Genomic DNA, 14004 nt, shown 5'->3' with positions numbered 1-14004 from the left:
GGGTCAGGCGATCCGGTTTTCGGTCTTCGGGTCGAAAGCGACCGCCTTTTCCATGTTGAAGGCAAACGGGAACACTTCTCCCGCCTTCACGGCAACGTCGGCACGGAAGCGGCCGGTCACGTCCTTGCCGCCGATCTGGCTGACGACGAACGTGTCGGAACCTGCCGGCTCGGTGACTTCCACCGGAGCATCGACGATGTGAACCGCCTTGGAATTGCGGTCGGCACCATCCTTGTCGGTAATGGCTTCCGGCCGAATGCCGAGGATGATGTCCTTGCCGATGCTGGAAGAGAGCGCGTCGGAGGCAAACGGAATGGCCGCCGTCTTGCCGTCTGCTAGCGAGACTTCCGCAGCCGGCCTGCCGTCCGCCGAGACCACCTTGGCCGGGAACAGGTTCATGGAAGGTGATCCCATGAAGCCCGCCACGAACATGTTGGCCGGATTGTCGTAGATCTCTTTCGGCGTGCCCAGCTGCTGGACATAGCCACCGAACATGACAGCGATCCGGGTCGACAGCGTCAGTGCCTCGATCTGGTCGTGGGTCACATAGACAATTGTCGTGCCGAGCTTCTGGTGCAGCTTCTTGATTTCCGTGCGCATGTCGACGCGCAGCTTTGCATCCAGGTTGGACAGCGGCTCGTCGAACAGGAACACGTCCGGCTCGCGCACCAGTGCACGCCCCATGGCAACACGCTGGCGCTGACCACCGGAAAGCTGGCCCGGCTTGCGGTCGAGTAGATGGCTGATCTGAAGGAGATCGGCCACCTGGCCAATCCGCTTTTCGCGTTCCGGCTTCGCAATGCCGTGCATTTCCATGCCGAAGGAGATGTTCCCGGCAACGGTCATGTTCGGGTAAAGCGCGTAGGACTGGAACACCATTGCGATGTTGCGGTCCGCCGGCTTGACGCCGTTCATGCTCTTGCCCTTGATCGCGATCTCGCCGGAGGTGATGTCCTCCAGGCCGGCAATCATGTTCAGCAAGGTGGACTTGCCGCAGCCGGACGGGCCGACGAGCACGAGGAACTCGCCCTCTTCGATGGAGATGTCGGTTTCATGCAGGACCCGCAAGGATCCATAAGACTTGGTCGCCTGCTTGATGTCGAGAAAGCCCATTGTCTTATCCTTTTACTGAGCCTGCCATCAGACCACGCACGAAGTAGCGGCCCGCGACGATGTAGACGAGAAGGGTTGGCAGCGCGGCCATGATCGCGCCGGCGAAATGCACGTTGTATTCCTTCACCCCGGTGGAGGATTGCACCAGGTTGTTGAGGGCAACGGTCATCGGCTGGCTGTCGAAATCGGAGAAGGACGCGCCGAACAGGAAGTCGTTCCAGATGTTGGTGAACTGCCAGATGATGCAGACCACCGCGATCGGACCGGACGACGGCAGCAGGATGCGCCAGAAGATCCGGAAGAAACCGGCACCGTCGATCTGCGCCGCCCGGACAAGCTCTGTCGGAAAGGCCGCATAGTAGTTGCGGAAATAGAGCGTCGAGAAGCCGATGCCGTAGACGAAGTGTACGAAGATCAGACCCGGCACCGTGCCGGCGATGCCCATCAGACCCAGCATGCGAGCCATCGGGATCAGCACCATCTGAAAGGGAATGAAGCAGCCGAACAGCAGCAGGCCGAACAGGATGGTCGCACCGCGGAACGTCCACTTGGTGAGCACGTAACCGTTCAGCGCGCCGACCAGCGTCGACAGGGCGACCGCCGGAACGACCATGATGATGGAGTTGAGGAAATAGGGCCGCAGACCCGTTGCCTCAACACCCACCTGGGCACTCGACCAGGCACTTTGCCACGGAGCGATGGTCCACTCCTGCGGCAGCGCCATCATCCCGCCTGAAGTGATTTCGGTCAGCGGCTTCAGCGAGTTGACCACCATCACGTACAGCGGCAGCAGGTAGTAGATGCAGAACAGCGCGAGCAGCAGATACAGGATCACCCGGGCCGGACGCAGGGAGGAAGACTTGGACATCGTCGACATCACTTTTTCTCCCTGAGCTCTGACCAGAGGTAGGGCACGATGATCGCTGCGATCGTCATCAGCATGATCACGGCGGAAGACGCACCAATGCCCATCTGGTTTCGGGTGAATGTGTAGGAATACATGAAGGTTGCCGGCACTTCGGTTGCGGTGCCCGGTCCGCCGCCTGTCAGGGCGATCACCAGGTCGTAGGACTTGATCGCCATATGGGCGAGCACCACGAAGGCCGACATGAAGGCAGGACGAAGCTGCGGAATCACGATCCGGCGATAAAGCGCGAACGTGGAAGCGCCGTCGATCTGGGCAGCTTTCATCATCTCGCTGTCGATACCGCGCAGGCCCGCAAGGAACATCGCCATGACGAAGCCCGAGGTCTGCCAGACCGCAGCGATCACGATGGTGTAGATCGCGAAATCCCGGTCCTTGATCCAGTTGAAGGTAAAGGTTTCCCAGCCCCAGCCGCGCACGACGGCCTCGATACCGATGCCCGGGTCGAGGAACCATTTCCAGGCAATTCCGGTCACGATGAAGCTGAGCGCCATCGGATAGAGGTAGATCGTGCGGATGAAGCCTTCTGCGCGGATCTTCTGATCGAGAAGGATCGCCAGCAGCAGACCCAGGACGCAGCAGATGGTGATGTAGAGAACGCCGAAAACCACAAGGTTCCAAACGGCCGTATCCCACGCACGGATCTTGAAGAGGTTTTCATAATTCTGCCAGCCGACCCAGCCGAAGGTGGGCAGAATACGGCTGTCCGTGAAAGACAGGTAAAGCGTGAAGGCGATGAAGCCGTAAACGAAGATTGCCACGATGGCGATCGTCGGGCTGAGCACGAGTTTGGGCAAAGCATCACGCAGTCTGTCAACAACGGAACCGCGCGGGTTCGCCGTTTCAGAGAGAGACATCTTGAGTTCCCCGACCTAGAGCACTTTTGCCGGCGTTCCAGCGAACGCGCGCGGCAGCTCTGAGACTTTGGTTCCGGCCGGCTCCAGGCGGTTGCTTGCAACCGCGAGACGGTCCGCCGAACCGGTGGGAGAGCGGTGACGGATCACCGCTCTCCGCGCGGTCGTTACTTGTTGATCTGAACGGCGGTAACGAGTTCTGCAACAGCGGTTTCGCTGTCGTATTCCCCGTTGAAATGCGCCGTGATCACGTCATACATGGCGTTCTTGACGGCAGCCGGGTTGGCGTGACCATGCGCCATGGAGCCGTAGAGGTTGCCGCTGTCGGCAGCCTTTTTCAGATCCACCATGCCTTTCTTGCCGCAGGCGTCAAAGTCATCGTTCGGCACGTCGGTCCGGGCCGGAACGGAGCCTTTGACGACGTTGAACGCGGACTGGAAGCTCGGCGACAGGATGGCGGTTGCCAGGGCAGCCTGCTCCTTGCCCACTTCCGGCCCCTGCGCGAACATCGCGAACTGGTCGGCGTTGAAGGTCACCTGGTCCTGGGTGCCCGGGAAGCGGAAGCAGAGGAAATCTTCATCCGGCTTCTTGCCGGCATTCAGGAATTCACCCTTCGCCCAGTCGCCCATCATCTGGAAGGCTGCATCGCCGTTGATGACCATGGCGGTCGCAAGGTTCCAGTCACGGCCGGAGAAGTTGTCATCCACATAGGAGCGGATCACGGCCATGCGGTCGAACGATTCCTTCATGGTGTCGGAGCCGAGCGCTTCCTCGTCCAGGTCGATGAAGGCCTTCTGGTAGAACTCGGGTCCACCGGTCGCCATCACGACTGCGTCGAAGATGGTCGCGTCCTGCCAGGCCTGACCGCCGTGCGCGATCGCGGTCTTGCCGGATGCCTTGACCTTTTCCAGAGCGGCAACGAATTCGTCCCAGTTCTGCGGCGGCTCGATACCAAGCTCGTCGAGGATGGCCTTGTTCGCCCAGACCCAGTTGGTGGAGTGGACGTTCACCGGAGCGGAGACCCACTTGCCGTCATACTTGGAGAATTTCTGCAGGGCTTCCGGAACCACGTCGTCCCAGCCTTCCATGCCGGCCAGGATGTTCAGGTCGGCAAGTGCGCCTTCCTTGGCCCAGTCGGTGATGTCGAAGCCGAGCATCTGTACGGCGGTGGGCGGGTTGCCGGAAGTAACGCGTGCGCGCAGCACGGTCATGGCCTGGGTACCGCCGCCACCTGCAACCGGCATGTCCTGCCAGCCGATGCCCTGGCTTTCCAGGTCCTGCTTCAGAACGTTCAGAGCAGCAGCTTCACCGCCGGAAGTCCACCAGTGCAGAACTTCAACATCGGCGGCGGACGCCAGGCTTGTGCTCATTGCAAGGGCGGCGAGGCCCAGCTTCAGAGATTTCAAAGACATCGATATTCCTCCCATAAGGTGCCTAAAGGCGTTTCGAGTGCCGGAGCCCGGCAATCGAGTGTCACGCAACGTTTATTGTAACGTTGCAAACCGGAGTGGTGTCAACGATTTTCATCACTCCCGAAAAACAAAGAGTTTCGTTTGTCTTACATACTATTAAGGCGGATGTTTCGGTGCTGCAGTGCAGCACATTATTGTGTTGTAACGTTACAAAAGCCCTGATTAGACTTGGCTTGCTTTTTGAGCTAGAAGGCTTCGGCTGAAGTGAACGGGCATGACGCGAAAAACCTTTGAACCCAACAGCGGTCGCGCCGCCGAAAAGCTGCCGCGCCCCACCTTGCGCACGGTGGCGCAGGAGGCAGGCTTCGCGGTGACCACGGTTTCCCGCGCCCTTGCCGGAGACCCCAGGATCGCGGAGACGACGCGCGAACGCGTTTCCGAAGTTGCCCGGCGTCTCGGCTACGTTCCCAATCGCGCGGCACAGCGCCTGCGCACCGGCCGTACCAAGGTCATCAGCCTTCTCCTGAACACACGGCACGAGTTTCTCAGCTTCACATCCGAGTTTCTCGGCGGCATGTCCGAAGGCCTTGCCGGAACCGGCTACGCGATCACAATTACAGCAGACGGCCTTGCCGACGACCGGCTTGAGGCAATCCGCAACATCCGCAGGCACTCGCTGGCAGACGCCATTGTCTTTACCCGCACCGAGTGCTTTGACGAGCGGGTCCGCTACCTGCTGGAGCACGACTTCCCGTTTGCCACCCATGGCCGGACGGACTTCACCACGCCCCACCCTTACGTCGACTTCGACAACGAGGTTTTCGCTCACATGGCCGTGGAGCGACTGGTTGCAAAGGGGCGCAAACACATTTGCATGGTCATGCCGAACGAACGCTACACCTTCGGTCAGCACCTGCGGTTCGGCGCCCGCCAGGCAGCCATTTCCCATGGCGTTCAATTGACGGTTCCCGATGGCGTTGACCTCGACAGCGAACCCGACGAGATCGCTGCGACCCTGCGCTCGCTCCATGCCGGCCCCAACGCGCCCGACGGTTATGTCTGCGTCGGTGAGGTCATGGCCCTGGTGACCCTCGCCTATCTCAACGACATCGGTCTGACACCCGGTATGGAAATCGACGTCGTCGCCAAGCGCGCCTCGCCCATTTCCAATCATTTCCGCCCGAGAATCGAGACCATCGACGAGGACCTGCGCGCCACCGGCAGAGCCATGGCCAAGGTTCTTCTCGCGAGGATCGACGGCGCCCCCATGGAGGATATGCAGATCCTCCTGAAGCCCGAAGGCGCCTTCTCGATTTCGGACTAGCCTGCTCATCACGCCACCCAGGGTGCCCGGGTCTTGCCGATGCGCATGGTCACGGTCTTGGCTTCCAGGAACTCGTCCAGTCCGTATTTGCCAAGTTCCCTGCCCTGGCCACTTTCCTTTACGCCGCCGAAGGGCAGTTCCGCAAAACCATCCATCCAGGTGTTGGTCCACACCGTGCCCGCATGCGCCCGGCGGGCGAATTCCAGACAGGTGTGAACGTTCTCGCTCCACACACCGGCGGACAGACCGTAGTCGGCATCGTTGACGAGTTCGATCGCCTCATCCAGCGTCTTGAAAGTCAGCACCGAAAGCACCGGCCCGAACACTTCTTCGCGGGCGATCGGCATGTCGCTTTTTACATCCGCAACGATCGTCGGCTGGTAGAACTGTCCGGCAAGGCCGGGAACCGTCAGGGCTTCCCCGCCCAGGTGGACAGTCGCTCCCGCGTCCGCGGCATCGCGCACATATTTGTCGATCTTGCTCTGGTGGTCGGGCGTGATGATCGCGCCGACCTTGGTCGATGGGTCCAGAGGATCGCCGAAGGGCACCTTCCGCGACAGGTCCACTGTCGCCTTCAGGAACGCCTCGGCGATGTCTTCGTGCACAATGATCCGGGATCCGGAGTTGCAGCATTCGCCTGCATTGAAATAGACGCCGAAGACAACCGCATCGACGGCGCTTTCGAGGTCGGCATCGGGGAAGATGACCTGCGGGTTCTTGCCACCAAGTTCCAGCGAGACCTTCTTCAAGGTTCCGGCCGCCGCCTTGACGATGGCCTTGCCGACGCCGGTCGAGCCGGTGAAGGTGACCATGTCGACACGCTTGTCGGCGGTCATCGCCGTTCCAACCGGATCGCCATAGCCAAGGACGATGTTGACGACCCCGGCCGGAATACCGGCTTCGATGCACAGTTCACCCAGAATGACCGTCGTTGCCGGGGTCATTTCGGAAGGTTTGATAACCGCGGTGCAGCCGGCGGCCAGCGCGAAGGGCAGTTTCTGCGACACGATCAGGAACGGAAAGTTCCACGGCGTGATGATCGAGACGACACCGACCGGCTCCTTGAGAACCAGGCCGAGCATGTCGCTGCCAAGGGAGTTGTAGCTTTCGCCGTGCATGGTGCGCGCCAGCGAAGCGGCAAAGCGCCAGATATCGGACGCGCCTTCGATTTCCGCCATGGCCTGGCTGATCGGCTTGCCGGATTCCAGCGTTTCCCAATAGGCGATCCGCTCCCGTTCCCGGTCGATCAGATCGGCGATCTTCAAGAGAAGCGTTGCCCGCTCCTTGCCGCTGGTGCGCGACCAGCGTCCCTTGTCGAAAGCAAGCCGCGCGGCGGAAACCGCCGCATCAACATCACGGGCACCGCCCTTCGCCGCCTTCGTGACAACGCTGCCATGGGACGGAGACACACGATCGAAGGTTGAGCCGTCAGCGCTCTGACGCCAGTCGCCATCGATCAGGTGACGGGCGACGAAGGGTTCGGCCGGGAGTTTTGCTTCGCTGATGGAAACGACGTTCAGGTCACTCATGACTTAACTTCCAGGAAATTCGGTTTGCGCTTTTCACGGAAGGCGGTAACGCCCTCGTTGCGATCTTCTGTCGGACTGATCATGCCGGAGCCGAGCGCCTCGATCATGGCACTGCGATCTTCACCCACGGCGGCATGGATCATGTATTTGGCCACTTCCACGGCCCGGGACGATTTGTCGGCCAGCTTCTCGGCCATCTCGAACGCAGCAGAAGCCGGATCGTCGGATATCTCGACTGCAAAGCCCGCCGCATAGGCACGTTCTGCGGAAATGCGCCGGCCGAACAGGGCCATTTCCTTCACCATCGGCTCACCCAGCAAACGGATCAACCGTTGCGTGCCGGACCAACCCGGTACGATGCCGACGGATGCTTCCGGCAGCGCCAGCGTCGCCCTTGGCGCCATCACGCGGATATCGGCGGTCGCTGCAAACTCCAGTCCACCACCAAAGGCGTGCGCGCCAAGCGCAGCCACCGTCGGCTTGGAAAGCCGCGCCAGCCGGTCAAAAACCCGGTGGCCTTCGCGCACCCAGTGACGGGCAAAGTCGTAAGGCGACAGCTCGGACCATTCGAGAATGTCCGCGCCGGCACAAAAGGCCTTGCTCTCCTCCGCTGTAATCACCACCGCAAGGATCGACGCATCGCGCTCCAGCTCATCGCAAAAGGGCTCAACCGCCTTCAGCATGTCGAGCGTGAACGCATTCAGCTTGGCCGGATTGTCCAGCTTCAGCTCGGCAATTGCCCCATGACGGATGAGATGCAGCGCGCTCACAGGCTCAGCTCCATCGCACCCCTGGACAGAAGCGCTTTCGGCATCTCGACCAGATCGTTTGCGAGCCGGACCCGGCCCTTCGAAGCATCGACGATGTCACGTGCCGGATCGATGCCCGGCATGATCTCAGTCGCCACCAGACCTGCATCGGTCAGGTGGATAACGCAGCGCTCGGTCACATAGATGACGTCCTGGCCAAGTTCCTTTGCCCTGCGGCCGGAGAAAGTGACATGCTCGACCTCGTCCACCATCTTGGTGAACTTGCCCGGCGTCCGCACCTTCAGCGCGTCTTCCGTCAACTCCAGATCGGCACCCGCCTCGAAAAGACCCGAGAACACGATCTTGCGCGCATTCGCAGTGATGTCGACAAACCCGCCGCAACCTGCGGTCAGATAGGGCTTCTTGCCGAGCTTGGAGACATTGACGTTGCCATCCAGATCGATCTCCAGGAAGGACAGGAAGGAGACATCGAAACCGCCGCCCTGGAAGTAGGTAAACTGCTGCGGCGATGGCATGTAAGCATCGGCGTTGGAAGCGCAGCCGAAGGCAAAACCCGTCAGCGGCATGCCGCCGGTCGCACCTTGCTCGATCGCCCAGGTGACGGCCTGTTCCTGACCGGCTTCCAGCAGCACGCGTGGCACCATCGCCGAAATGCCGAAGCCGAGGTTTGCCGTCTGGCCGGACTTGAGTTCCATTGCCGCCCGGCGGGCGACAACCTTCTCGATGCCGTGCTCGGCAAGCGAGAAGCTGGACCATGGCCGCATGATCTCGCCCGAAATCGCCGGATCGTAACCGGTTTCCGTGGTCTGGCGCTGGTCCGGATCGACAACGATGAGATCGACCAGATGACCGGGCACACGGACATCGTGCGGACGCAGCGAGCCCGAGGCCGTCACGCGCTTCACCTGCGCGATCACCAGGCCGCCGTGATTGCGCACGGCAATCGCCTGCTCCAGGCCGCCGAGATAGGCGCCTTCGTGTTCGTAGGTGAGGTTGCCGCGTTCATCCGCAGTCGTTGCCCGAATGATCGCGACATCCGGCACGATGTTCGGAAAATGCAGCCAGGTTTCGCCGCCAAGCTCCAGCCGGGACACGATGGGCCGGTCTGCCGCGACATCGTTCATGGCACAGCCCTGACGGATCGGGTCGACGAAGGTGTCGAGACCGACCTTGGTCATGACGCCCGGGCGGCGGGCCGCAACATCCCTGTGCATGTCGAACAGGATGCCGGAAGGCACGTTGTAGGCAGCTACCCGGTTCTCCACCAGCATTTGCCAGATCGCCGGCATCGGCAGGTTGGACGGACCGGAGGGGTAGGACCCTGCAATGATGGTCGACAGCAGACCATCCTTGGCAAGGTGGTCGATCCCCTTGATGCCGTACATGTCGCCGGCGGCAATGGGATGCAGCGTCGTGAGGTTTCTCGGGTGCCCTTCACTATCGAACCTTGTGCCAATGGCCTCAAGGATCTTGTCCGGGCACCCGAGACCGGAGGAAGAGGAAACGGTGATGACCGCGCCGTCCTGAATGCGGGCGGCGGCATCCGCCATGGAAACGATCTTGGAGGTCATGTTCAGAAGCCTCCATAGTTGACGGCAACAGCCTTGCCGGACTGCGCGGCCTCACGCACGGCAAGGGCGACCGCCAGCGACTTGACCCCGTCGACACCATCGGCAGAAGGACGCCCCTTGCCGTTGACCGCATCGGCAAAGAGGCCGAGCGCGCGATGGTAGAGGTTATGCTTGTCGTAGGAGATCTCGTGTTCGCCATCCGCATCGACCAGACGAACCGCTCCGACAGGTTCCTGGGTCATGACGTTGCGGGCGAAGATCGACCCATCCGTGCCGTGAAACTCGATGCCGGTTCCCGCAAATTTATGCGTGAAGCTTTCATGCGACTGCACCATGGCACCCGACGGCATCGACCAGACGGACATCACGCTGTCCTCGACCCCTTCTCCGAGGCCTGAAGCCGCAGCCTTGGCAACAACTTCCTGCGGATCTTCACCCAGATGGAAGCGGATGGTGTCCGCGTCATGCACGGTGATATCGGGAATGACGCCGCCACCGGCAGCCGCATCGTTGATGCGCCAGCCGCGCAACGCGTCCGGCAGGTTGACCGCGTGGAAGACGCGCGCGCTCAACACCTTGCCGATGCGGCCGGAAGCGATCAGCTCGCGGATGGCCAGATGAGACCCGGCATTGCGCAAATGATGATTGGTCGCAAAGACCACACCCTTGCCGGCGGCAGTGCGAACCATTTCACCGGCCTCATCCAGGGTCATGGCCAGCGGTTTTTCGCACAGCACATGCTTTCCGGCAGCGATCGCGGCCAGCGCCTGCGCATGGTGCTTTTCGTTGGTGGTGGAAATATAGACCGCGTCGACACTGTCATCCGCAAGGAGCGCATCCAGATCCGTGAAGCTGTCGGCAATACCATGCTCACGGGCATACGCCTCGCCGCGGGCCGCATCCGAACTCAGGACGGACTGGATGTCGGCATTCTGCGAGCGGATGGCATCGATCATGTAACTCGACGCAATTCGGCTTGCACCGATAAGGGCCCAACGCATCCATTCCTCCCGAATAACTCTTAATTTTGGAACGTTCCAATTTCTTGATCGGAACAATTACTGGAACGTTCCAAATGAGTCAAGAGTGGAATTTTGCAAGGACGTGAAATTGGAGAGACAGACGAGATCGATGCTCGGGTTAGACAACAATCAGCAACACGTTCGCATTGCTCAAAGTCTCCAGACATCTCCGCCTTATCAACGGCTTAAGGCAGCTAGGCTCTCGCCGGCTCAGCACTGCATCAGAAATTGCCCCCACTTCACCCCCCCTGCGTCACCCCGGGCGAGCATCGCGAGACCCGGGGCCCACTCATTTCCAGAGCGTTCGCAAGGTGCAGCAACCATCAAGACGATGACATCGGCTTCAGCAAGCGGCTTCGCGAGTAGGCCTCGGATCTGCGCTTCGCTTGTCCGGGGTGACTCAGGTGGTGAGGTGGTTCCGAATACGATGAACTTGGAAACGTTCCGCAGGTGGATGGTCAGCACCTCAGGAAACGACCTCGATGCGCGGAGTGACTTCCCCGGCTTCTTCCACGTCTTGCGGAAACCGCAATTCGACGGTCGTGCCCTTGCCCGGCTCGGAGAAAATATTTGCCGTGCCACCGCTTTGGCGAACGAAGCCATAGACGACAGCGAGGCCCAGCCCCGCGCCGCCCTCGCTGGTCTTGGTGGTGAAATAGGGCTCGAAGGCCTTGTCGACCTCTTCCCGGCTCATGCCGATGCCCGTGTCCCGGACCGCAACCACGACCGCGTCCCCGTTTGAAAATGTGGCAACCTGCACTTCGCCGCCGTCGGGCATCGCCGCTGCCGAATTCAGGCAGAGATTGAGTACCGATTGCTCGAAGAGTTCCGGATCCAGCACCAGCGGTGGCAAGCTGTCGTCCAGATCCAGTTTCAGACTGCATTTCTCGCCGATGGCGATTTCCAGAATGTCCGCCATGCCGCGCAGCAACGAGGACATACCGATGCGGCTGAGGTTGGCAGGTTGCTGACGGCCGATGGTCAACATGCTGCTGGCAAGCGACCGACCTCGATCCGCCGCCTTGCGAATGCGGGCAATGTTGCGGGCCTGACGATCGCTGAAGCCGCCGTCCCGCTCCAGCAGTCCGAGGCTTCCGGTAATGATGCCGATGGTGTTGCCGACCTCGTGGCTGAGCTGATGCGTCAGGCGCATGATGCCGTCAAGCCTCTGGGCCTTGGCCGCCTCCGCTTCCTGCCGGTCCAGCAAGGTCACATCCCGGGCGAGCAGTACGACACCATCATCGCTTTGCCGCGACAGCGAGATTTCCGTCACCGACCCGTTCTCGGAACGATGACGTACGGAAAAGGGTGCGCTCAGGGGTCTGCCGTCGGGCGCACCCGGAAGCAGTTCGGTCCGGATTTCCGGGACCGGTTCCAGAAACTGGACAAGAGGCAGCTTGCGGGCAGCACCCTTGTGACCCAGCAATTCGATGACCCGCCGGTTCATGGTGACCGGTTTGCCGGCAGCATCGAAGATGGCAATACCCTCATTCATGCTGCGGAAGGTGGAACGGATTGTCCTGGCAGCGGCCTCCGCCGTGCGCCGCAAACGTGTGACCCGGTCAACGCTTTCCTTGAAGGCGAGAAAGGCCTGTTGCAGGTTCAGGAGCTCGGTTTCATCGCCCTGATAGACCGGTGGACCGACATCCTTCTGCCCCTTGGCAAGGGCGTTCATGCCGCTGGACAGCGAAACGATGCCTTTCGATACCCGGATGACCGAACGGATCGACATCACCGCCATGGTCAGCACCAGCAGTGACGCCACGGCAACGATCACCAGAAGCTGCTGCAGGGTGGCCGAAGTCGACTGGAAATCCCGGTTGAGGGTTTCCGTCACGATGCCCGACTGGGTTTCCGTCGCAAGGGACAGCTCCCGCGCCACCGTGTGCAGTCTGGCAATTGCGCTGCGCACGGCGAACATTTCCAGGAGATAGCTGGTCTGCGCCTCGAAAACCCGCTCATAGGGCCTGAGGTCTGACGGCGGCAATGAGGCCGCGGCCGGCTCCGCCACATAGCGCCGCTTCAATTCACCCAGCTGAAACAGGCTGCCCGCACTCGACACGGAATGCACGATGGCATTGAGGCGCTGGCGAGGTTCCTTCTGGCTGGCGGTGTCGGCAACGGCGATCATGCCGAGCGCGGAGGAGACTTCTTCCTTGTAGTGCTGGGCGGTTTCGGCCTTGGCAGACAGCGCGAGCGTCTGCGCACGGATCTGCCCGAGCAGTTCGAAGATCCGCGTGTTGGCGGCCCTATAGGTCTCCTTGCCCGGCGGATAGTCAGGGAGCGAACTCAACAACTGGTCGACCTGCTCCACCAGCAGCCGGCTCTTGCCAGAGACGGTGTAGGGCGAGGTCGCATTCATCAGGAAAGGCGCACTGGAGACGAGGTCAGACACCTGCCGCGAGACCAGCGCGGCATCAGCCAGACTGGTGAAGGCCTGCAGCCCGTAAGCGGCGGTTTCCTCACGCGCCTTCAAAAGCCCGTAGATCGCGATGGCCGACAGCGTGAAGGCGACGGCGCAGATCAGCGCGATGGCGGCAGGCAGCCTGAAGGCAATGGAAGAAAGAACCGGCCGGCTGATCATTTAAGGTGCATGGGCTGGATCCTGATGCAGGATGTAGCCCTTCCCCCGGCGGGTCTTGATATGTTGCGGCAGGTCCGGGTTTCGCTCGATCTTGCGGCGAAGCCGCAGGACCAGAACATCGACGTTGCGATCGATCAGCCGGTCTGTTTCCGCGCCCAGCTGTTCCAGGATCTTGGTCCGGCTCACCGGTTCGTTCGGCGTCGATGCCAAGATCTCCAGCAGGGAAAATTCCGACGACGTCAGCGTCCGGGTCGGGTGAGACGTGCAAACGGCCTTGCGATTGACGAGATCGATCACCCAGTCGCCCAGAAGCAGCGCGGTCGGCTCGTGCTGAACGCTGATGGTGTCCTTATCGCTGCCGCGCAGGGACGGATGCATCCGCCGGAGCACCGCCTTGATCCGGGCGGTGAGTTCAATCGGCTCGAACGGCTTGACCACATAATCATCGGCGGCGGTTTCAAGGCCAAGCACACGCTCTGCGGCGCTACCGGCGGCCGTCACCATGACAATGCCGATATCGGTCTGCGACCGCAGCTTCTGCGCAAACACCCGGCCGGACATGCCCGGCAGGTTATGATCGACCAGAACCAGATGAAAGGCATGCTCCGGCAGGATCCGCGCAGCTTCTTCCGCCGAGCGCGCGGCAACCGGCGACCAGCCTTCGGCTTCCAGAAGATCCGATATCAATTCCGCCATATCCTGATCGTCCTCCACGATCAGGATCTTGATGCCTTCGTTCAGCAAACCTATGTCCTCCCGAGTGACATCATAGGCATAGAGCCGTATTATGCAAAGCCTTGGTTTTTCAATTGCTTGTCACATTTGTAAGGCTTGTAATATTTGTAACTCTTTTCTTTTGCCAGCGAAACAACAGTAACCAATCTCCTGTTGCGAACACTG

Annotated in this window: 11 protein-coding genes; 1 reads left to right on the top strand and 10 read right to left on the bottom strand. The window is 60.9% G+C overall.

The window, feature by feature from the left end; all coding sequences use genetic code 11:
- Positions 1-3 precede the first annotated feature (3 nt).
- The 4 genes from ugpC to Q666_RS41410 all read right to left on the bottom strand — a co-directional run bounded on the left by ugpC (position 4) and on the right by Q666_RS41410 (position 4262).
- Positions 4-1113, bottom strand: a complete 1110-nt coding sequence (gene ugpC / locus Q666_RS41425; RefSeq protein WP_023002939.1) for a sn-glycerol-3-phosphate ABC transporter ATP-binding protein UgpC — start codon at positions 1111-1113, stop codon at positions 4-6.
- A 4-nt stretch (positions 1114-1117) separates the two neighbouring features.
- Positions 1118-1990: a carbohydrate ABC transporter permease gene (locus Q666_RS41420; RefSeq protein WP_023002938.1), complete on the bottom strand. Its 873-nt coding sequence runs from the start codon at positions 1988-1990 to the stop codon at positions 1118-1120.
- The gene (locus tag Q666_RS41415; RefSeq protein WP_023002937.1) at positions 1990-2895 is read right to left on the bottom strand and encodes a sugar ABC transporter permease; all 906 of its coding nucleotides are present in this window, start codon (positions 2893-2895) and stop codon (positions 1990-1992) included. Before Q666_RS41415 ends, Q666_RS41420 begins: the two co-directional genes overlap by 1 nt.
- Positions 2896-3059: 164 nt before the next feature.
- Entirely contained in the window at positions 3060-4262 is a 1203-nt protein-coding gene (locus Q666_RS41410) for an ABC transporter substrate-binding protein (protein ID WP_228148126.1), read from the bottom strand.
- 316 nt (positions 4263-4578) lie between these two features.
- Here Q666_RS41410 and Q666_RS41405 point away from each other — a divergent pair, with 316 nt between their 5' ends.
- Positions 4579-5628 carry a substrate-binding domain-containing protein gene (locus Q666_RS41405; protein WP_023002935.1) on the top strand — a complete coding sequence of 350 codons (1050 nt, stop codon included), beginning with the start codon at positions 4579-4581 and terminating at the stop codon, positions 5626-5628.
- Between the two features lie 8 nt (positions 5629-5636).
- Here Q666_RS41405 and Q666_RS41400 read toward each other — a convergent pair whose 3' ends face one another.
- The 6 genes from Q666_RS41400 to Q666_RS41370 all read right to left on the bottom strand — a co-directional run bounded on the left by Q666_RS41400 (position 5637) and on the right by Q666_RS41370 (position 13848).
- Complete coding sequence (locus Q666_RS41400) at positions 5637-7157, bottom strand: aldehyde dehydrogenase family protein (RefSeq protein WP_023002934.1); 1521 nt, start codon at positions 7155-7157, stop codon at positions 5637-5639.
- A complete protein-coding gene (locus Q666_RS41395) occupies positions 7154-7927 on the bottom strand; it encodes an enoyl-CoA hydratase/isomerase family protein (RefSeq protein WP_023002933.1) in 774 nt (257 codons plus the stop codon). Before Q666_RS41395 ends, Q666_RS41400 begins: the two co-directional genes overlap by 4 nt.
- The gene (locus Q666_RS41390; protein WP_023002932.1) at positions 7924-9498 is read right to left on the bottom strand and encodes a CoA-transferase; all 1575 of its coding nucleotides are present in this window, start codon (positions 9496-9498) and stop codon (positions 7924-7926) included. Before Q666_RS41390 ends, Q666_RS41395 begins: the two co-directional genes overlap by 4 nt.
- A 2-nt stretch (positions 9499-9500) precedes the next feature.
- Entirely contained in the window at positions 9501-10499 is a 999-nt protein-coding gene (locus Q666_RS41385) for a Gfo/Idh/MocA family oxidoreductase (protein WP_031270236.1), read from the bottom strand.
- 487 nt (positions 10500-10986) lie between these two features.
- The gene (locus Q666_RS41375; RefSeq protein WP_023002929.1) at positions 10987-13104 is read right to left on the bottom strand and encodes an ATP-binding protein; all 2118 of its coding nucleotides are present in this window, start codon (positions 13102-13104) and stop codon (positions 10987-10989) included.
- The gene (locus Q666_RS41370) at positions 13105-13848 is read right to left on the bottom strand and encodes a response regulator transcription factor (protein ID WP_023002928.1); all 744 of its coding nucleotides are present in this window, start codon (positions 13846-13848) and stop codon (positions 13105-13107) included.
- Positions 13849-14004 lie beyond the last annotated feature (156 nt).

This window comes from Labrenzia sp. C1B70, from assembly GCF_000475395.1.
Lineage (GTDB): Bacteria > Pseudomonadota > Alphaproteobacteria > Rhizobiales > Stappiaceae > Roseibium > Roseibium algicola.
Note: the sequence above shows the minus strand (reverse complement) of the source record. Positions and strands in the feature narration are given on the sequence as shown.